The sequence below is a fragment of the Pseudonocardia xinjiangensis genome (assembly GCF_050948425.1).
GTDB lineage: Bacteria > Actinomycetota > Actinomycetes > Mycobacteriales > Pseudonocardiaceae > Pseudonocardia > Pseudonocardia xinjiangensis.
Genome location: NZ_CP192009.1, coordinates 6792726 through 6811551 on the forward strand (window position 1 = coordinate 6792726; position 18826 = coordinate 6811551).

Sequence of the window (18826 nt, forward strand, 5' to 3'; positions counted from 1 at the left end):
CCTGCGCCGATGGTTCGGCCCAAGGTCCACGACGAGGCGCTGCGGGACCGGCTGCTGCGGCACGCGCTGGAGCGCGTGTCGGCCGACGGGATGCCGGCGTTGAGCCTGCGCGCCCTCGCCGCCGAATGCGACACGTCCACCACCGCCGTCTATTCGCTGTTCGGCGGGAAGGCCGGGCTGCTGACCGCCCTGTTCGACGAGGCGCTGCGCCGGTTCCGCGCTCACCTGGCCGTCCCGCCGGGTAACGACACGCTCGACGACCTGGTCCAGCTGGCGCTCGCCTACCGGCAGGGTGCGCTCGCGCAGCCCCACCTGTTCGAGGTGGTGTTCGACGGCGACCCGCAGGAGCTCGCGAGCGGTGCCGCGCTCGCCCCGTTGCGCGAGTTCGTGCAGCGGGCCGTCGAGGATGACGCGCTGCGGCCCGACCTCGACCCGGCCACCGCCGCCCTCGCACTGTGGGCCACCGTCCACGGCTGGGTGTGCCTGCAGCTGCGCGGCCTGCTCCCGCCGGGCGCGGAGTCCCGGTTCGAGGACGCGCTCCGGTCCGTCACGGCCGGGTGGGCCGCGGCGGCGCCGTAACCGGCCGACGGGTCAGACCGCGCCGAACTGGCGGTCGCCCGCGTCCCCCAGGCCCGGGACGATGAACGCGGAGTCGTTGAGCCGCTCGTCGATGCTGGCGGTGATCACCCGTACCGGGAGGCCGCTGCTCCGCAGGTGCTCGACACCCTCGGGCGCGGCCAGCACGCAGATCGCCGTGACGTCGGTGGCGCCCCGCTCGGTGAGGAGCCGGATCGTGTGCGCCATCGAGCCGCCGGTGGCGAGCATCGGGTCGAGCACGAACACCGGGCGCCCCTGCAGCGAGTCCGGCAGCGACTCCATGTACGGGACGGGCTGGTGGGTCTCCTCGTCGCGGGCGAGCCCGACGAACCCCATCTGCGCCTCCGGCATCAACCCGAGCGCGGCGTCCGCCATGCCGAGCCCGGCGCGCAGGACGGGAACCAGCAGCGGCGGGTTGGCCAGCCGGAACCCCAGGGTGCGCGCCACCGGCGTGTGCAGCGGGGCGGAGGCCAGCGGCGCGTCCCGGGTGGCCTCGTAGATCAGCATCAGGGTGAGGTCGCGCAACGCGGCGCGGAAGGTGGGGTTGTCCGTGCGCGCGTCGCGCAGCTCGGAGAGCCGAGCCTTGGCCAGTGGGTGGTCGACGACCTGCACGTCCATGGCGGAGAGGTTAGCGCCGACCAACCGGACGGCACGGGCGTCCTGTCCGTCCCGTCACGGCGCCGGTGCGGCCTGCGCCGCGTCGTAGGCGGCGCGGGCGGCGGCGATCTCGTTCTGGTGGGCCTCGGTCCAGGTGACCAGCGCCTGGATGGTCTCGTGCAGCGTGGAGCCGAGGGGTGTGAGCTCGTAGTCCACCCGCGGCGGGACGACGGGGTACACGGTGCGGCGCACCAGCCCGTCGCGCTCCAGCTGGCGCAGGGTGACCGTGAGCATCCGCTGGCTGACGCCGTCGATCTCGCGGCGCAGCTCGGTGAAGCGCAGCCTGCGCCGCTCCAGCAGAGCGATGACCAGCAGCGACCACTTGTCTGCCACCCGGTCGAGGATCTGGCGGACCTCGCAGTCCTCCCGGGTGTCCCACTGGTGGGCGTCCCAGCGCCCCTCGGCGTCCTCGTGCGGTGGTCCGGTATCGCAGCAGTGCGTCGGTGACTTCGAAGTGCCTTCTTCCACGCTTCCCGATGGTGACTCACGATGTGGTCGGTTACAAGACAGAACCGACGAATGGAGCAATTCGGTGCCCGTACCCACGTCCTCGCCCGCGCCGGCCCGGCTCCACGAGCGCATGAGCGGCCGCGCGTGGGGCCTGCTGCTCGTCCTCTGCGGCGCGATCTTCCTCGAGGGCATCGACGTCTCCATGATGGGCGTGGCCCTGCCGTCGATCCGCGCCGAATTGGGCATGTCCACCAGTGCGCTGCAGTGGGTGGTGAGCGCCTACGTGCTCGGCTACGGCGGGTTCGTGCTCCTGGGCGGCCGGGCCGCCGACCTGCTGGGCAGGCGCCGGATGTTCCTCACCTGGCTCGTGGTGTTCGTGGTCTTCTCCGGCCTCGGCGGGCTCGCCACCGAGGCCTGGGTCCTCGTCCTCGCCCGCTTCGTGACCGGGGTGGCCGCGGCGTTCATGGCGCCCGCCGGGCTGTCCATCATCACGACGACGTTCGCCGCGGGCCGGGCCCGCAACCGGGCCGTCCTCGTCTATGCCGGGGCGGGAGCGGGCGGTTTCTCGCTCGGCATGGTGGTCGGCGGGCTGTTGGCCGCCGTGGACTGGCGGTGGGTGTTCTTCGCGCCCGTGCTGATGGCCGCGGCGATCCTGGTGGCCGCGCTGCTGCTCGTTCCGCGGGAGGCACGGCCGGTCCGCGTCTCCGGAGGCTTCGACGTCGCCGGAACGGCCACCCTGACGGGCGCGATGCTGCTGCTCGTGGTCGCGGTGGTGCGGGCGCCCGACGTCGGGGCCCTGACGACTGTCGGCACACTCGCGGGCACCCTCGCGCTCTTCGCGGTGTTCGTGCTGGTCGAGCGCCGGTCCGTGGCCCCGCTGGTCCGGCTGGGGATCCTGCGTTCCGCCCCGCTGCTGCGGGCGAACGCGGGTGCGCTGCTGCTCGTCGGCTCGTTCATGGCGTTCCAGTTCACGGTCGTGCTGTACCTGCAGGAGCTGCGCGGCTGGTCGGAGGTCGAGACGGGTCTGGCGCTCGCCGTGGCCGGAATCGACGCCGTGCTCGCGCCGACCCTCACCCCGTGGCTGGTGAACCGCTTCGGCAACGCGAAGGTGGCCGCCGGGGGGCTGGTCCTCGCGGCCGTCGCCTACCTGCTGTTCCTGCCGGTCGGACTCGACTGGGGCTTCGTCGCGATGCTTCCTGCGCTGCTCGTCCTCGGCGTCGGGTTCGCCCTCGCGTACGGGCCGCTCACGATCGCCGCCACCGACGGGATCGCCGACCACGAGCAGGGGCTCGCGAGCGGCCTGCTGACGACCTCGTTCCAGTTCGGCGCGGCGGTCGGGCTGGCGGTGGTGGCGGCGGTGATCGTCGGCAACACCGCGGGCGACTCCCCGCAGGCCGTGCTCGACGGGCTCCGGGCCGGCCTGGTCGTCCCGCTCGTCGGCGCGGTGATCGGCGCGGTTCTCACCATGGCCGGGCTGCGCAGGCGGGCGCCGCGAGCAGCCTGACCGGGGTCCCGGGACGGGCGACTCGCGCACGCAGAACGGGCGACTCGCGGGGTAGGAACGGGCGACTCGCGGGCGGGGGTCACGGCACCGGACGGCCCGGGGTCTCGCTCGTCCAGGCCCATCGGCCGTCCGGCTGCCGGGTGGCGCGCATCCGGTCCTCCAGCACCGGGTCCATCTCGTGCTCCCGGCAGCCGGTGGCGGCCCAGCACGACACCACGATCTCCTCGCCGGTGGCGTCGAGCCGCAGGAAGCTCTTGAACTGGGGCACGGCGTTCGAGTCGAACAGCACCGACATCAGGTTGTGCGCAGGCGCCGTCCCCCGTGCGGGCAGCGGGAAGATGAAGTCGGCGGCACGGCGTTCCCTGGCCGGCACGGTGGCCGAGCCCGCCCGCGGCGGCGTGATGCCCACCCGCTCGGCCATCAGCGTGGTCGCGTCGTCCGGGGAGATCACCAACCGGCCGAGCCCGAGGCCGAGGACTCGGTCGTAGCGCCTGCTGAAGTGGGCGAGCGAGTCGCCGCGCAGCGGGTAGCAGCGGAAGTCCTCCTCGTGGACGGCGGGCGCGAGCCGGTCCACGTTGGGGATCTGGTGGGTGGCCGAGAGATAGGCGCCCGAGCCGCCCGCCACGAGGTACAGGATCGTGCGCCCGTCGGGCTGCCGCACGGGGTAGCGCTGGTAGTTGTGGTCGTCCCCGCCGATCGCCGCGACGTAGTTGTTCGCCGGGTCGGTGACGATGTCGTCGACGAACCCGCCGCCCTCGATCGGGCACGGCTGCGCGTCGGCGTAGGTGTAGAGGGGCTTCCCGGTGAGCAGGATCTTGGGGCGGTCGCCCGCCGACACCTCCCGGAGCCAGTCGCCCTGGTCGCGGTCGATGTGGCCGTCGATCCCCACGTCGATGAGCACCAGCCGCACCGGACCGGCGTCGATCGCGCAGTACGGCCCCGGCTGCACCGCCTGCTGCGACTCCTCGTCGCGGTACCAGCGCATCTCGGCGACGTCCTGTGCGGTGGCCTTCGGCGCGTGCCGCCAGAGCAGCCGGCGCACCACCCGCTTCCACCACGGGCCGGGCACGTCGGGCGAGGGCTCCCCCACGTCGGGCGCCACGTCGCAGAAGGTGGTCATGAAGCCGGTAAGCCCGTCGTACCAGTCGTGGTTGCCGGGCAGGCCGTAGAGCGGAGCCCGGTAGCCGGCGTAGGCCCGGTAGAAGCGGTCGCGGTAGGCGCGCACCCCACCGGCCGGGTAGACGACGTCGCTGCACACGATGCCGAGGTCGGTGTCCCCCGCCACCCGCTCCAGCACCGGCACCACCACGTACTGCGAGGCGTCCCCCTCGCCCGGGTCGCCGAGCACCGCGACGGAGATGCTGTCGCGGTCGGCGAAGCGGGTGACGAGCCGGTCGCGCGGCGGGGGCGGCGCGCCCGCCGCCTCGGCGTAGGCGTCGAGCCGGCGCAGCCACTCCCGCCGCTGACCGTCGGTGGGGTCACCGAACCGGCGCGCCAGCACGTCGTTGCGCGAGGCGATGAGCGGACCGGGCGACAACCAGCTGAACCGGTTGTCGACGGGTGCGAGGCCGGCGCCGATGCCGGGCTGCCTGCACCCCCAGCCGGCACCCCCGGTGGAGCTGCGGGACGGCTCGCTCCCGAGTTCGGGATGCAGCGCGGTCACCGCGCACCTCCGACGAAACGGACGACCGCATCGGCCAGCGCCGGCCCGGCGTCCTCCTGCAGGAAGTGCCCGGCGCCGGTGATCGTCGGATGCTCGCGGCCTGCCGCGCCCGGCATGGTGCGGCGCAGGATCGGCTCCATGGCCGCCGTGATCGGGTCCCCGTCGCTGAACGCGCACAGGAACGGGATCTCGCTGCGCGACAGCGTCGCCCAGGCCGCGCGGTTGGCCTCCGTCGCCGGGTCGTCGGGCCGGGTCGGCACGAGCAGCGGCATCGCCCGCGGGCCCGCCTTGTAGCTCTCGTCCGGGAACGGCGCGTCGTAGGCCGCGCGGACCTCCGGGGAGAACGGGGTGCGGCAGCCGGCCTGCACCAGGCGGGCGACGTCGAGGCGCTCCGCCTTCTCCACGGCCCGGCGGAACTGCCACCACACCTCGGGCATGTCGTGGTCGCCGGTGGGCAGTCCGGTGTTCGCGGCCACCACGGCGGCGAACCGGTCGAGGTGCTCGGCCACCAGCCGCAGCCCCAGCAGGCCACCCCAGTCCTGCCCGACGAGCGTGACACCGCGCAGGTCGAGCACGTCGAACACGAGCGACCGCAGCCACTCGACATGGCGGGCGTAGCTGTGGTCGGTCACCTCGGTGGGCTTGTCGGAGCGGCCGAACCCGACGAGGTCGGGGGCCACGGCCCGCAGCCCGGCCGCGGCCAGCACCGGGAGCACAGTCCGGTACAGGAACGACCAGCTCGGCTCGCCGTGCAGCAGCAGGACGGGCGGTCCGTCCGCCGGGCCGGCCTCCACCCAGGCCATCCGCAGCGATCCGCCGTCGGGATCGGGGACGTCGCCGTAGCAGGGAGTGAGAGCGAAGTCGGGGAGGTTGGCGAACCGCTCGCCGGGTGTGCGGAGGCAGCGCATGAGCTGATCTTGACAGTTGCCGCCGTCCCGGCCGACGGCGCTTCGCGGAGCCGGGGCCTCCGGCGCGAGCCGCTCCGCGGCGGTCCGGCTCCCCGGTCCGCGGTGACCGTCCGCGACCCTGGGACGGAGGGTGACCGGCGCCACAGTGACGAGCTGCGCCCGCGGCCCCCGCCCGTTGCCGGCGCCGGTCGAGGCCGGCCGTCACCACATCGGGAGACGAACACCCGACCGCGACTCGTGGCCAATCACATTCCGCAACCATTCCGGGGTGCACTACTCCATCGTGGACGGGCGTCCAAGGTTCGATGGAGCAGCGGAACACCTGGTCCGGACCATCTCTGGATCATCGTCGGCAGCGGCCCGAGGGGCGAAGTCCGTACCGAGGGTAATGATGACTAAGAGTGCCAAGATCGACACATTGATCCTAGTCAGTGGCGGGTGTACACCGTTTCAACCGCCCTATCACCCACTTGTCGGTACCCACCGTGATCGATCTCCCAGATTCACCCTGACCCGAATGGGTGGTCTGCCACAAACACTGTCACGCCGAAGGCCTCCCCGACGCTGTACTTATGACTAGGAGGTGATCCGGTGCCGGAGAACTCAACTTCCGACGAAGCGACGCTGGTCGCTGCGGCGGAGAAGCTTACGCAGTGCGACGGTTATGTTGTGCTCGCCGTCGACCCTCAGACCGGAGAGGTTGATGCCCACGGACCGTTCGACGGCCTGACGGCAACAGTCAAGGCCGATCAACTGCGCCGCGATTTCGATCGCGGTGGCCTGGAGGACGTCACTGTCGGCGTCGTCCGTCTGCACAGCTCCACCTGACCACCCGCTACGGGACGCTCCCCCCAACCACTCGCGGTCGCCCGCTGCGCCATCGGCGCGGCGGGCGGCGCGCTGTTCAGGATCGAGCAGTGCGGCCGGCGCCCTCCGGGGTGATCGCGCCGGGAGGCCGGACGGCAGCGGCGACGACCCTCGATCGCGGGCCTGCGGCCCTTACACTCAGCGCCGTGACAACGATCGTCCCCGCTCCGCGGCCCGACGCGCGCACCGCAGGCCGAGCGCCTGTCGACACCCGCGACGGCGTTGCCGGTCCGGGGTTCCGCGACGTCGGTCGTGACGAGGCCTCCCTGCGCCGCTTCCTGCACGGGCTGCCGGGTGTCGACCAGGTCGGGCTCGAACGCCGGTCGGCGGTGCTGGCCACGCGGAGCATCAAGCGGGAGTCGAAGCTCCAGGCCCTCGACATGGCCATATCCATGATCGACCTCACCACGCTGGAGGGGTCCGACACGCCGGGCAAGGTGCGGTCGCTGTGCGCGCAGGCCCGCCGCCCCGATCCCGACCACCCGCAGGTTCCCCCCGTGGCCGCCGTCTGTGTCTATCCGGACCTGGCCGGGATCGCCGTCGAGGCGCTGCGCGGCTCGGGGGTGGCGGTGGCCGCCGTCGCCACCGCGTTCCCGTCCGGGCGCTCGTCGCGGGCGGTCAAGCTGGCCGACACCGCGCTCGCCGTCGAGGCCGGGGCCTCCGAGATCGACATGGTGATCGACCGCGGCGCCTTTCTCACCGGCCGCTACGGCGCCGTGTACGACGAGATCGCCGCGGTGAAGCAGGCCTGCGGCAGCGCGCACCTCAAGGTGATCCTCGAGACCGGGGAGCTCGCCGGCTACGACGACGTGCGTCGCGCGTCCTGGCTCGCCCTGCTCGCGGGCGCCGACGTCATCAAGACCTCCACGGGCAAGATCTCCCCGGCGGCGACGCTGCCCGTGGTGCAGCTGATGCTGCAGGCCGTACGGGACTGGCACCGCGCCACCGGCGAGCTGCGGGGTGTGAAGGCCGCGGGCGGCATCCGCACCGCGAAGGACGCGATCCGCCACCTCGTGGCGGTCAACGAGGTCGCCGGGCCGGCGTGGCTCACCCCGCAGCTCTTCCGGTTCGGCGCGTCATCCCTGCTCGGCGACCTGCTGCGGCAGCGCCGCACCCAGCAGGGCGGGCACTACGAGAGCACCGACCGGATCGGGAACGCCTGATGGACTGGACCTACGCCCCCGCCCCCGAGTCCGCGGCGCTCGCGAACCTCCAGCCTGCCTACCGGCCGTTCCTCGACGGGCAGTTCGTCGACGGCGGCGGCGAGCCGTTGAAGACCACGAACCCGGCCACGGAGGAGGTGCTCGCCGAGGTCGGCACGGCGGGCCCGGCCGACGTCGACCGGGCCGTGGCGGCCGCCCGCCGCGCGTACACCGAGGTCTGGGGCCCGATGCCCGGGGCCGAACGGGCCAAGTACCTGTTCCGGATCGCGCGGGTGGTCGCCGAGCGCTCCCGCGAGCTGGCCGTGCTGGAGACGCTGGACAACGGGAAGCCGATCCGCGAGTCGCGCGACATCGACGTGCCCACGGCCTCGGCGCACCTGTTCCACCACGCCGGTTGGGCCGACAAGCTCGGCTACGCGGGGCTGGGCCCCGATCCCCGGCCGCTCGGTGTGGTCGGTGCCGTGATCCCCTGGAACTTCCCGCTGCTCATGGCCGTCTGGAAGATCGCTCCGGCGCTCGCCTGCGGCAACACGATCGTCCTCAAGCCGGCGGAGACCACGCCGCTCACCGCGCTCGTGCTGGCCGGGATCGCCGCCGATGCCGGGCTGCCGCCCGGCGTGCTCAACGTCCTCCCCGGCGCCGGTGACGTGGGCGCAGCCCTCGTCGGGCACCAGGGGCTGGACAAGGTGGCCTTCACCGGCTCCACCGAGGTCGGCAAGGAGATCCAGCGGCGCCTCGGCGGCACCGGCAGGCGGCTCACCCTGGAACTCGGTGGGAAGGCCGCCAACATCGTCTACGACGACGCGCCGCTCGACCAGGCCGTCGACGGCGTCGTCGACGGGATCTTCTTCAACCAGGGCCACGTGTGCTGCGCGGGGTCGCGGCTGCTGGTGCAGGAGTCGATCGCGGAGGAGTTCGAGACGCTCCTGCGCGCCCGGATCGAGACGCTGCGCGTGGGCGACCCGCTCGACAAGAACACCGACGTCGGCGCCATCAACTCGCGCGCCCAGCTGGACCGGATCGTCGACCTCGCCGCCGCGGGTGACGCCGAGGGGGCGCAGCGCTGGACCAGCTCGTGCGCGTTGCCCGAGCGCGGCCTCTTCTTCCCGCCCACCGTCTTCTCCGGCGTGGAGCAGACGATGCGGGTGGCGCGGGAGGAGATCTTCGGACCGGTCCTGTCGGTGCTCACGTTCCGCACCCCTGACGAGGCCGTCGCCAAGGCCAACAACACCCCGTACGGCCTCTCCGCGGGCATCTGGACCGAGAAGGGCGCCAAGGCGCTCTGGACCGCGCAGCGCGTGCGCGCCGGCGTGGTCTGGGCCAACACCTTCAACCGCTTCGACCCGACGGCGCCCTTCGGCGGCTACCGCGAGTCCGGCTTCGGCCGGGAAGGCGGCCGGATCGGCCTGGAGGCCTACCTCGACGCCTGACCTCCGGGCCGCCGCGGCCGTCACGTACGGGTCGCGGTGATCAGGAGCGCCGGTCACGTGACGGATTCGGTGGGTCCCTCCTCGCTCCTAGCGTCGCTCTCACCAGCAGCGACGAGGGGAAGGAGCCCACCATGACCGACGAGCGACTGCGTCTGGTGGTGATCATCGGGAGCACGCGGGAGGGCCGGTTCGGGTCCACGGTGGCCGACTGGTTCGTCGGGGAGGCGAAGCAGCACGCCGACATGGAGGTCGACGTGCTCGATCTCGCCGACGCCGCGCTGCCGGACCGGCTGACCGGCTACGGGCAGCCGGTACCGCCGCAGGTGGCGGCCGTGGCTCCGCGCCTGGCGGCCGCGGACGCGTTCGTGGTGGTCACGCCCGAGTACAACCACAGCTATCCCGCGCCACTGAAGACGCTCGTCGACTGGTACGGGCCGGAGTGGCAGGCCAAGCCGGTGGCGTTCGTGTCCTACGGCGGGATGTCGGGTGGCCTGCGTGCGGTGGAGCACCTGCGGCCCGTGTTCGCCGAGGTGCACGCGACCACGGTGCGCGACACCGTGAGCTTCCACGGCGCGTGGGCCCGGTTCGGCGACGAGGGCCGCCCGTTCGAGGAGGCGGAGTGCTCGGCGGCAGCGAAGACCCTGCTCGACCAGCTCGCCTGGTGGGCCGTGGCCCTGCGCGACGCCCGTGCCGCGCGCCCGTACGTCACCGGGTGATCGTCCTTGACCTCGAGTGAGCTTCAACTCTTAGCGTCGGAGTCCCGATCTGTCCAGGAGGGACGACGATGGCCACGAGAGCGGTAGAACCCGGGCGGACGAGCTGGCCGCCGGTGGTGGCGCTCGGTCTCGCGATGCTGATGGTCACCTCCGAGATGACGATCCCCGCGGTGACCCTCCCCGGCATCGGCGCGGAGCTGGGGGTGTCCGCGGCGGCGACGGCGTGGGTGCTGCTGGCCTATGCGCTGCCGTCGGCGGCCGTGTCCGTCCCAGCCGGGCGCTGGGCTGACGGAGCGGACGTCCGCGCGGTCTTCGCCCTGGCCATGATCGGCCTCGGGCTGGCGAGCGCGCTGGTGGCGTTCGCCCCGACGTTCCCGCTGGTCGTCGTCGGCCGCCTGCTGCAGGGGATCGCGGGTGCGCTGGTGATAGCCGCGTACATGCCGATCATCAGCGGCAGCGTGCGCCCGGAGCAGCGGGGGCGCGCGATCGGGTTCGTGATCACGATCATGACGATCGGCGCCACGGTGGGCATGCCCGTCGGCGGCCTGGTGGCCGAGGTGTTCACCTGGCGCGAGGTCTTCCTGATGAAGATCCCGCTGGTGGCCGTCGTGCTGTGGGTGGGCCTGCGCACGATCCCGCGCACCCTGGACCGCGGGCTGCCCCGGCCGAGCGGCGAACTCGTGCGCGAGGCGCTGCTGCTCGGGGGCGCGGTGGCGGCACTGCTGCTCGCGCTCGACGAGGTGGACGGGCAGCCGCTCGTCGCCGCCGCGCTCGGGGTGGCGGCGATCGGCCTCGGGCTGTGGTGGACCCGGCTGACGGCGTCGGGACCGGTGATCGCGCTGGTGCGCGGGCGCTCGTTCGCGGCAACGCTGCTCGCGCTGTTCACGACCACCTTCACCGGCGGCCTGATCGCGTTCCTGCTCCCGTACTTCGTGGCCGATGTGCTGGGCGACGGCCCCGACGTCACCGGTGTGGCGCTGCTGTTCGTGGTCGGCGCGATGGCACCGATCTCCCCACTCGCGGGGCTGCTGTCCGACCGGTACGGGACGAGGGCGGTCGCGATCGTCGGGAGCGCGGTGACGGTGGTCGCGATGCTCTCCATGCTCACGCTGGACGCCGGTTCCGGGCTGGCGGACCTGGCCTGGCGGCTGGTCCTGCTCGGGGTGGGGTCCGGGCTGTTCAACCCGGCGATCAACACCGCGCTGCTGATCGGCACGCCGTCCGGGTCGGAAGGGGTGGCCGGGGGCGTCGGCATGACGGTCCGCACGATCGCGATGACGGTCGCCCCGGCGGTGACCGCGCTGGCCTGGACCGTGGCCGGGGGCGGTGCGGGGGGCTTCCGCGCCGGCGTCGTCGTGATCACCGCGACGGTGGGCATCGGGCTCATCGTGCTGCTGGCGCCGGCCTCGCCGGGAGCCACCCGAGCCGCGGCGGAGGGGGCCCGATGAAGAACGTGGCCCGGGTGCCGGTCCACCCCGCCCTCCCCGGCCGGGCCACCGAGACCGCGGTCGTGCAGCGCCTGCTCGACACCGCCCGCGCGGGCCGCAGCGCCGCGCTGGTGGTCGGTGGTGAGGCCGGGATCGGGAAGTCGACCCTGCTCCGGCACGCCGCCGCGGCCGCGCCGGACATGCTGGTGCTGACCAGGACGGGCGTCGAGACCGAGACGGAGCTGCCCTTCGCCGCCCTGCACCTGCTGCTGAAGGACACCATGGCGGGGGTCGACGAGCTGCCCGGGGCCCAGGCGGACGCGCTGCGCGCGGCGCTCGGGCTGGCGACGGCCGAACGCGCGCCCGACCGGTTCCTGGTCGGGCTCGCCGTGCTGACGCTGCTCGCCGAGCTGGCGGCGCAGCGGCCGGTGCTGTGCCTGCTCGACGACGCCCACTGGTTCGACCGGGCCTCGGCGCAGGTGCTGCTGTTCGTCGCGCGCCGGCTCGACGCCGAGGCCGTGGTGATGATCTTCGCGGCGCGCACGGGACACGCCCCCGCGTTCCCGGCCCCGGGACTGGCGGAGCTCACCCTGCCCCGGCTGGACGAGACGACCGCCCGCCACGTCCTGGACTCCGGGGCCGGTGACCTTCCCCGGCACATCCGGGAACAGCTGCTGCGGGAGGCGGCAGGCAACCCGCTCGCTCTGCACGAGCTGCCTGCGGCGCACCGCGCGGGCCGCGCACCGGTCTACCCGCTCGGTCCGCCCGAGGCCGGGCGCGGTGGGTCGGCGCCGACGCACAGCCCGGTGGAGCGGGAGTTCGCCGCCCGGATCGCGGCGCTGCCCGACAGCGTCCGCACCGTGCTGCTCGTGGCGGCGGCGGACAACACCTGCGACACCGGTGTGGTGCTCGCGGCCGCGCAGCGCCTCGGCAGTTCCGTGGCCGACCTGGAGGCGGCGGAACGCGCGCGCCTGCTGATGTTCCAGGAGGGGTGCCTCGGTTTCTGGCATCCGCTGATCCGCACGGCCGCCTACGGCAGCGCCACCGTGGTCGGCAAACAGGAGGCCCACCGCGCGCTCGCCGACGTCCTCGACGGGCGTCCCGACGTCGACCGCCGCAACTGGCACCGGGCCGCTGCGAGCATCGGACCCGACGAGGACGTCGCCGCCGCGCTCGAGGAGAGCGCGCGCGGCGCCGCGGACCGGGGCAGCAACGAGGGGGCGGCGGCCGCGTACGAACGCGCCGGTTCGCTCAGCCCCGACCCCGCCCGGCGGACCAGCCGGCTGACCGCGGCAGCGGAGGCCGCGGCGGACGCCGGTCACCGCGAGTGGGCGGCCACCCTCGCGGTCGACGCCGCGCGGCCCGTGGCCGACCGGGTGCAGCTCGCGCGGCTCGCCCTGATCCACGCCCGGCTCGCCGACGAGGTCAACCGGCCGGAGGAGACCCACCGGCTGCTGATGGAGGCCGTGGCGCCGACGGCGGCCGTCGCGCCCGGGCTGGCCGACGAGATGCTCCTGTGGGCCGTCGAGGCGGGGTGGTCGGCGCGGGACCGCGGCATGGTCGAGCAGGTCGTGGCCGCCGCCGACCGCCTCGGCGACGCGCGGTACGTCCGTGCGCTGTCGGCGGTGGCGCTCGCCCAGCTCCCCGGCTCCGACGACACCGCGCTGCCGGGAGCGGTCACCGGCCTGCGCGAGATGGCGATCTGCCATGACTCGGGGTCGCCGCGGGTCGGCGCCACCCTCGCCGCCTGGCACCTCGCACTCGGCGACCACGTCACCGCCCACGAGCTCGCCGCCTCCGCCGAGCGCGACTGCCGTACCCGCGGCGCCCACGGCGTGCTGCCACGGGTGCTGGCCGTGCTGGCCGCGGGCCGGTGGCACCTGGGCCACCGCCACGACGCGGCCGCCGCAGCCGCCGAGGGGCTGCAGCTCGCCCGGGACGCGGGCCACGAGCAGGCTCTCGGTGAGCTCGCGGCCGTGGCGGCGCAGCTGGCGGCCGTCGAGGGCGATGAGGTGCGCCTGGCGGCCGTCCTCGCCGAGCTCGACGGGCGACGGAAGCCGCGGGGCTTCTCCGAGGCGGCGGCGGCCGCGCGCAGCCTCCTGGACGTGGGGCTGGGCCGGTTCGAGACCGCCGCCGACCGGCTCACCGAGCTCGTCGCGCACCCCAGCCGCCGTCAGTCGCTGCCCGACCTCGTGGAGGCGGCGACCCGCGCCGGGCGCCCGGAGCTCGCCCGCGACGCCGCCGCGCGCTTCGAACGATGGGCCGGCCACGTCGGGCAGGACTGGGCGCGGGCGGTTGCGCTGCGCTGCCGGGCGCTCGTCGACGGCGGTGACCGGGCCGAACGCCTCTTCGCCGAGGCCGTGGCGCACCACCGGCTCGACGGGGCACGGCCCTTCGAGCGAGCCCGCACGGAGCTTCTCCACGGGGAGCTGCTGCGCCGGGGCAGGCGCCGCGCACACGCCCGGGCACCGTTGCGGTCGGCGCTGGAGACGTTCGAGGAGCTCGGCGCCCGCCCCTGGGCCGAGCGCGCGCGGGCCGAGCTGCGGGCCACCGGGGAGAGCCGGGCCGACGCGCAGCCGGGTCCCGATCTGCTCACGGAGCTCACCCCGCAGGAGCTGCAGGTCGTCCGGCTCGCCGCGGCCGGGCTCAGCAACCGCGACATCGGGGCGCAGCTGTTCCTCAGCCCGCGCACGGTGGGCTACCACCTGTACAAGGCGTTCCCGAAGCTCGGCGTCACCTCCCGCGCGCAGCTCGTCCGGCTCGACCTGCCCGCCTGACCGGAAGGATCACGGACCACGGCGTCGCCGCCGGAGCAAGCGGGCTCCACCCGCAAGGGCTCCGGCGGACAGCAGGCCGAGGACGACAGGCAGGGCTGTGGGGGCCAGCGGCCACGCCGGCCCTTCGAGGACCAGGCCGTCGGTGGGCAGCTCGAGCGCCTTCGCCGTCCACCGAGCGGTCGCGACGTCGATGCTGCCGGCGAGATCGGCCAGCGCGACGTCGTAGGCGAAGCCGGACCGGTCGTGCAGGTACTCCGGCGCAGGGCCACCGGGCACCTGTCCGAAACTACGCGTGGCGGCCGCCGCGACGCCGGGCACGACCAGGCGGTCGAGGCTCGGCGCGGCGTCCGCCAGGCCGGCGCGGGGCAGGAAGGTCAGCCCGTGCGAGGAACGCACCGCGGCACCGCCTGCGGTCAGGGCCAGCGTGCGGGCGGCCAGCGACTGGCCGCCGTGTGCGTCGAACACCGAGGCGAGCTCGATCTCGCCGACGCCGTCGGTGAGCAGCACGCCGATCACCGCGGGGTCCCAGCGGTAGCCGGCATTGACGATCGCGACGGGGTCGGGCACGGCGATCCCGGTCGTGACGGCCGGGGCGGCGCGGTGGTGGCGCCAGCCGACGGCCGCGGCGGCGTCGGCGGCGACCGCGGGACCGGCCAGCCGCTCGACCATGTGCAGCGTTCCGTCGATGCCGGAGAGGATGCCGGCGGTGGTGACGACATCTCCGGCGTCGACGAAGCGCTGCCCGTGGACCCAGTCCACCCCCGGGTAGCGCCCCTCGTACCGACCGACCCGCAGCCGGTGCGCGGTGGCCGGCCGGCCGTCGAGCAGTCCGGCGGACGCGAGCACACCCGCCCCGTTGCACACGCTCAGGAACAGCGCCCCGCGATCGGCCTGCACCCGCAGCCAGTCGGTGACCGGAGCCGTGCTGGGCTCGCCGTCGTCGGGCAGCGCCGGGACGACCACGAGGTCCGGGGTGACCCCGCCGGTGCGGGTGGCGAGGTCGTCGAAGGTGAGGTCGGGGACGATGTCGAGGCCGCCGGTCAGCGGCAAGGGGCGCCGCTGGGGCGCGACGGTGTAGACGTTGAACCGGCCCGTCGCGGCAAGGATCTCGTACGGTGCGAGTACGTCGGAGACCTCGGCTCCGCGGTCTCCGACGACGACCACCGCCGTCGGCTTGGCGGGGTCGTGCCGGACCGGCGACGCGGCGGGGACGGCACGAGCCGGTCCCGGGGCGTTCAGTGCCTCGAAGGTCGCGACGGCGGAGATCGCCGCACCTCCCACCGGGAGCAGCAGTACGGCGACGACCACCGCGGCGACGCGGGCCGCGCGGAGCAGGGCGGTACGCACGGCCGCCTCAGTGCCAGTACTCGGAGCGGCGCCACAGCATGGCGACCAGCATCAGCGGGAACATGATCACGTGCCCGGCCATCATCAGGGCGTGCCCGGACAGCCCGCCCAGCCAGTACGGCACCAGCAGCGCCACGAACGGCAGGTACATCACGGCGCACATCTCCACGGTCCGCGGCCACGAGTGGCGCCGGATGCGCATCCACAGCCCCATCGCGACGGTCATGTTCGTGGCCATCACGAGCGCGTCCACGTCGGCCCGCGCCAGCCAGTCGGACGGCCAGAGCGGGCCGAGCGCCACCATGCCGATGATCATGGCGGCGACCATCTCCAGGTAGTGCCCGACGAAGCGGGCGAGTTTGCGGCCCGCGCCGCGGGTCGGGTGGGCGGTGTCGCTGGTCGTCATGGCTGGCTCTCCCCCGGCTCGGTGCGACTGCTACGAGCGAGGGTCGCGGCCGCCGTCGCCCGTGCCATGTGCCGGAGGTCATGGACCGGGGTCATGCCGTGGCATGACCGGCACGACGGAGGAGTCAGAGCAGGTCGAGGGCGCGGGCGCGGAGGGCGGCCTGGGTGCGGTCGCGGGCGCCGAGCTTGGCCAGCACGTTCGTCACGTGGTTCTTCACCGTGCCCTCGGCGAGGAACAGCACGGCGGCTATCTCCCGGTTGCTGCGGCCATCGGCCAGCAGCCGCAGCACTCCCAGCTCGCGGTCCGACAACGGCACGACCAGCGGCTGCGGGCGTGGCATCGGCGGGGCGTCGGAGAGCTGGGCGAACCGGGCCACGACCTTCGCCGCGACCGACGGCTGGAGCACCGACTCGCCCCGCGCAGCGGCCAGCACCGCCTCGGCCAGCCTCTCCGAGGAGACGTCCTTGAGCAGGTAGCCGACCGCGCCGGCGCGCAGGGCCGCGAACACGTCCTCGTCGTCATCGAAGGTCGTCAGCGCGATGACCCGGACGCCGGGCTGCTCGACGCGGAGCCTGCGAGCGGCCGCGACGCCGTCCAGCACCGGCATGCGCAGGTCCATCAGCACGACGTCGGGCGCGAGCTCGGCTGCCCTCCGCAGTGCCTCGTCGCCGTTGCCGGCCTCGCCGACCACCTCGATGTCGTCGCGGATGGTCAGTAGCGTCGCCAGCGCCTCGCGGAAGAGCGCCTGGTCGTCCACGAGCAGTAGCCGGACTGGACGCTGTATGGACTGTTCGCTCGCAAGCTCGCTCACGTCGGCACCTCCATGCGGAGCGTCCAGCCCCGTCCCGTCTCCGATTCGACGTGCAGCCGTCCGCCGAGCTGAGCAGCCCGTTCCCGCAGCCCCAGCAGGCCGAAGCCGGATGCCTGTCCGTCGGCGGTGCCCGTCCCGTCGTCGCGGACCTCGACGCGGACCGCGGCGTCCGCGTAGTCCAGCACCAGGTCGGCGCGGTTCGCGCGGGCGTGCTTGCGGACGTTCGTCAGGCCCTCCTGGGCGGCCCGGTACAGCGCCTCACGGGTCTCGTCCGGCAGCGGCCGCTCCGCGCCGGACACCGCGAGCCGCGTGGGGACGCCGGACGCCGAGGTCTCCTCTGCCAGCGCGTGCAGCGCCTCGGGCAGTGGCGGGATCGAGCGCGGCTCGCGCAGGGCGCCCACCGAGCGGCGTACCTCGGCCAGTGCGGCCACGGCCTGCTGCTGTGCATCGGCGAGCACGGCGTCAGCCCTGGCCGAGTCGGCCGGCAACACCGCCCGTGCGGCCTTGACCTGCATCTGGACCACCGTGAGCGAGTGCCCGAGCCCGTCGTGGATGTCGCGCGCCACCCGGTTGCGTTCCTGCGCGGTGGCGAGCCGCTCAGCCTGCGAGGCGTAGTCGCGCAGTTGCTCGTGCGCCTCGGCCAGCTCTGCGCGGGCCGACCGCTCCCGGCGCAGCAGCTCCGTGACGACCGCGCCGAACAAGACGGAGACGAACAGGCCGGATCCCTCGCGCAGCGCCTCACCCAGCGGCATCGGGGCGTGCACGAACGGGACGAGCACGATCACCAGTGCTGTGGCCGGGAGCGGGAGCAGCAGCACGCACTGGCTCACCAGCGCCACGAGGAGGAGCGTGGCCCCGACGCTCGGATCGTTCGCGAAGACCGCGACGGCCAGCGGGAGCTGGACCGCGACGTACGCCACCGCCCACCCGAGGCGACCACGCCGTAGCACCCACAGGAAGCCGACCGTCCCCAGCACCGTGAACAGCGCGCCGAGTGGCAACGCCGGGCCGAGATCCCCGGAGGCCACGGCGCCGAGCATCAGCGTGACGAACGCGCAACCGGTGAGCGCCGCGATGGCCCGGTTCATGTGGTCACTGTGGGGTGTCCGAATGGTCGGGGTCAACGGAGAAGGTCAGGGTTGCGGAGAAGATCAGGGTCGCGGAGAGGTCGTTGCGGGCATCATGTGGCGGTGCGGCCGTAGGCTCATGCGCCATGAGCCAGCCCGCGCCCGTCGACGGCCACCTCGGTGTCGCCAAGACCTACAAGCTCTACGTCGGCGGCGCGTTCCCGCGGTCGGAGTCCGGCCGCAGCTACCCCGTCCGCGACGCGCAGGGCGCGCTCCTCGCACACGCCGCGCTCGCGTCCCGCAAGGACGTCCGCGACGCGGTGAGTGCCGCCCGTTCCGCGTTCGGCGGCTGGTCGGGCGCCACCGCGTACAACCGCGGGCAGGTGCTCTACCGCGTCGCCGAGATGCTGCAGGGCCGTCACGACCGGTTCGTCGACGTCGTGGCCGAGGCCGAGGGAGTGCCGCGCGAGCGGGCGACGACGCTGGTGGACGCGTCGATCGACCGCTGGGTCTGGTACGCCGGGTGGACCGACAAGCTGTCCGGTGTGCTCGGCTCGGTCAACCAGGTGGCCGGTCCGCTCGTCAACTGGTCCACCCCCGAGCCGACCGGCGTCGTCGGCGTGCTCGCGCCGCAGTCGTCGGCCCTGCTCGGGCTCGTCGACGTGCTCGCCCCGGTGCTCGCCACCGGGTGCACCGCAGTGGTCGTGGCGTCGGAGAACCGGCCGTTGCCCGCGATCGAGCTCGCCGAGGTGTTCGCCACCTCCGACGTTCCCGGCGGGGTCGCCAACCTGCTCACCGGCCACGTCGCCGAGCTGGCGCCGTGGCTCGCCGCCCACGCCGAGGTGCAGGCGCTCGACCTGGCCGGCGCCCCCGCGGAGCTGACCACCGAGCTGGAACGGGCCGCGGCCGACACCGTCAAACGGGTCCTTCCCCGGCCCGCCACCGAGCCCGATCCGATGCGTCCGCCCGGCATCGCCCGGCTGCGGGCCTTCACCGAGATCAAGACGGTCTGGCACCCGGTCGGGCGCTGACCAGC

At 74.0% G+C, this 18826-nt stretch carries 17 protein-coding genes; 9 read left to right on the forward strand and 8 right to left on the reverse strand.

What is annotated here, in order from left to right; all coding sequences use genetic code 11:
* Positions 1–9 precede the first annotated feature (9 nt).
* Positions 10–579, forward strand: a complete 570-nt coding sequence (locus tag ACQPZA_RS31980; RefSeq protein ID WP_433275773.1) for a TetR/AcrR family transcriptional regulator — start codon at positions 10–12, stop codon at positions 577–579.
* A 12-nt stretch (positions 580–591) separates the two neighbouring features.
* Here ACQPZA_RS31980 and upp read toward each other — a convergent pair whose 3' ends face one another.
* Together upp and ACQPZA_RS31990 are read right to left on the reverse strand one after the other, a co-directional pair.
* The gene (gene upp / locus ACQPZA_RS31985) at positions 592–1215 is read right to left on the reverse strand and encodes a uracil phosphoribosyltransferase (RefSeq protein ID WP_169395247.1); all 624 of its coding nucleotides are present in this window, start codon (positions 1213–1215) and stop codon (positions 592–594) included.
* Between the two features lie 54 nt (positions 1216–1269).
* Positions 1270–1722 carry a winged helix-turn-helix transcriptional regulator gene (locus ACQPZA_RS31990; protein WP_433275774.1) on the reverse strand — a complete coding sequence of 151 codons (453 nt, stop codon included), beginning with the start codon at positions 1720–1722 and terminating at the stop codon, positions 1270–1272.
* 64 nt (positions 1723–1786) lie between these two features.
* Here ACQPZA_RS31990 and ACQPZA_RS31995 point away from each other — a divergent pair, with 64 nt between their 5' ends.
* Positions 1787–3208 carry an MFS transporter gene (locus tag ACQPZA_RS31995; protein WP_433275775.1) on the forward strand — a complete coding sequence of 474 codons (1422 nt, stop codon included), beginning with the start codon at positions 1787–1789 and terminating at the stop codon, positions 3206–3208.
* 79 nt (positions 3209–3287) lie between these two features.
* Here the strand turns inward: ACQPZA_RS31995 and ACQPZA_RS32000 are convergent, their stop codons facing one another.
* Complete coding sequence (locus ACQPZA_RS32000; protein WP_433275776.1) at positions 3288–4871, reverse strand: metallophosphoesterase family protein; 1584 nt, start codon at positions 4869–4871, stop codon at positions 3288–3290.
* Complete coding sequence (locus ACQPZA_RS32005; RefSeq protein ID WP_433275777.1) at positions 4868–5779, reverse strand: haloalkane dehalogenase; 912 nt, start codon at positions 5777–5779, stop codon at positions 4868–4870. Before ACQPZA_RS32005 ends, ACQPZA_RS32000 begins: the two co-directional genes overlap by 4 nt.
* 591 nt (positions 5780–6370) lie before the next feature.
* On the opposite strand from ACQPZA_RS32005, the gene ACQPZA_RS32010 reads away from it, so the two are divergent.
* The 6 genes from ACQPZA_RS32010 to ACQPZA_RS32035 all read left to right on the forward strand — a co-directional run bounded on the left by ACQPZA_RS32010 (position 6371) and on the right by ACQPZA_RS32035 (position 14159).
* Complete coding sequence (locus tag ACQPZA_RS32010) at positions 6371–6607, forward strand: hypothetical protein (RefSeq protein ID WP_169395244.1); 237 nt, start codon at positions 6371–6373, stop codon at positions 6605–6607.
* A gap of 305 nt (positions 6608–6912) precedes the next feature.
* Complete coding sequence (gene deoC, locus ACQPZA_RS32015; protein WP_433283081.1) at positions 6913–7809, forward strand: deoxyribose-phosphate aldolase; 897 nt, start codon at positions 6913–6915, stop codon at positions 7807–7809.
* The gene (locus tag ACQPZA_RS32020; RefSeq protein ID WP_433283083.1) at positions 7806–9239 is read left to right on the forward strand and encodes an aldehyde dehydrogenase family protein; all 1434 of its coding nucleotides are present in this window, start codon (positions 7806–7808) and stop codon (positions 9237–9239) included. The genes deoC and ACQPZA_RS32020 overlap by 4 nt, the downstream gene beginning before the upstream one ends.
* A gap of 131 nt (positions 9240–9370) precedes the next feature.
* Positions 9371–9955, forward strand: coding sequence for an NADPH-dependent FMN reductase (locus ACQPZA_RS32025; protein WP_433275778.1), 585 nt, complete (start codon positions 9371–9373; stop codon positions 9953–9955).
* A 68-nt stretch (positions 9956–10023) separates the two neighbouring features.
* Positions 10024–11403: an MFS transporter gene (locus ACQPZA_RS32030; protein ID WP_433275779.1), complete on the forward strand. Its 1380-nt coding sequence runs from the start codon at positions 10024–10026 to the stop codon at positions 11401–11403.
* On the forward strand, positions 11400–14159 hold the full coding sequence (locus ACQPZA_RS32035) for a helix-turn-helix transcriptional regulator (protein WP_433275780.1): 2760 nt from the start codon (positions 11400–11402) through the stop codon (positions 14157–14159). The genes ACQPZA_RS32030 and ACQPZA_RS32035 overlap by 4 nt, the downstream gene beginning before the upstream one ends.
* A 9-nt stretch (positions 14160–14168) precedes the next feature.
* Here the strand turns inward: ACQPZA_RS32035 and ACQPZA_RS32040 are convergent, their stop codons facing one another.
* From ACQPZA_RS32040 to ACQPZA_RS32055, 4 genes are all read right to left on the reverse strand, one after another.
* A complete protein-coding gene (locus tag ACQPZA_RS32040) occupies positions 14169–15506 on the reverse strand; it encodes a DJ-1/PfpI family protein (protein WP_433275781.1) in 1338 nt (445 codons plus the stop codon).
* Between the two features lie 7 nt (positions 15507–15513).
* Positions 15514–15912 carry a hypothetical protein gene (locus tag ACQPZA_RS32045; RefSeq protein WP_433275782.1) on the reverse strand — a complete coding sequence of 133 codons (399 nt, stop codon included), beginning with the start codon at positions 15910–15912 and terminating at the stop codon, positions 15514–15516.
* 124 nt (positions 15913–16036) lie between these two features.
* Positions 16037–16723 carry a response regulator gene (locus tag ACQPZA_RS32050; protein WP_433275783.1) on the reverse strand — a complete coding sequence of 229 codons (687 nt, stop codon included), beginning with the start codon at positions 16721–16723 and terminating at the stop codon, positions 16037–16039.
* Positions 16720–17811, reverse strand: coding sequence for a sensor histidine kinase (locus ACQPZA_RS32055; protein WP_433275784.1), 1092 nt, complete (start codon positions 17809–17811; stop codon positions 16720–16722). Before ACQPZA_RS32055 ends, ACQPZA_RS32050 begins: the two co-directional genes overlap by 4 nt.
* Before the next feature lie 125 nt (positions 17812–17936).
* Between ACQPZA_RS32055 and ACQPZA_RS32060 the strand changes: the two genes are divergently transcribed.
* Entirely contained in the window at positions 17937–18821 is an 885-nt protein-coding gene (locus ACQPZA_RS32060; RefSeq protein WP_433275785.1) for an aldehyde dehydrogenase family protein, read from the forward strand.
* The last annotated feature ends 5 nt before the right edge of the window (positions 18822–18826 follow it).

Excerpts from the sequence above, each read along its gene's own strand:
- upp (WP_169395247.1), bottom strand. The coding sequence starts at position 1,215 with ATGGACGTGCAGGTCGTCGACCACCCACTGGCCAAGGCTCGGCTCTCC.
- ACQPZA_RS32025 (WP_433275778.1), top strand. The coding sequence starts at position 9,371 with ATGACCGACGAGCGACTGCGTCTGGTGGTGATCATCGGGAGCACGCGG.
- ACQPZA_RS32005 (WP_433275777.1), bottom strand. The coding sequence starts at position 5,779 with ATGCGCTGCCTCCGCACACCCGGCGAGCGGTTCGCCAACCTCCCCGAC.
- ACQPZA_RS32045 (WP_433275782.1), bottom strand. The coding sequence starts at position 15,912 with ATGACGACCAGCGACACCGCCCACCCGACCCGCGGCGCGGGCCGCAAA.
- ACQPZA_RS32035 (WP_433275780.1), top strand. The coding sequence starts at position 11,400 with ATGAAGAACGTGGCCCGGGTGCCGGTCCACCCCGCCCTCCCCGGCCGG.
- ACQPZA_RS32030 (WP_433275779.1), top strand. The coding sequence starts at position 10,024 with ATGGCCACGAGAGCGGTAGAACCCGGGCGGACGAGCTGGCCGCCGGTG.
- ACQPZA_RS32060 (WP_433275785.1), top strand. The coding sequence starts at position 17,937 with ATGAGCCAGCCCGCGCCCGTCGACGGCCACCTCGGTGTCGCCAAGACC.
- ACQPZA_RS32055 (WP_433275784.1), bottom strand. The coding sequence starts at position 17,811 with ATGAACCGGGCCATCGCGGCGCTCACCGGTTGCGCGTTCGTCACGCTG.
- ACQPZA_RS31980 (WP_433275773.1), top strand. The coding sequence starts at position 10 with ATGGTTCGGCCCAAGGTCCACGACGAGGCGCTGCGGGACCGGCTGCTG.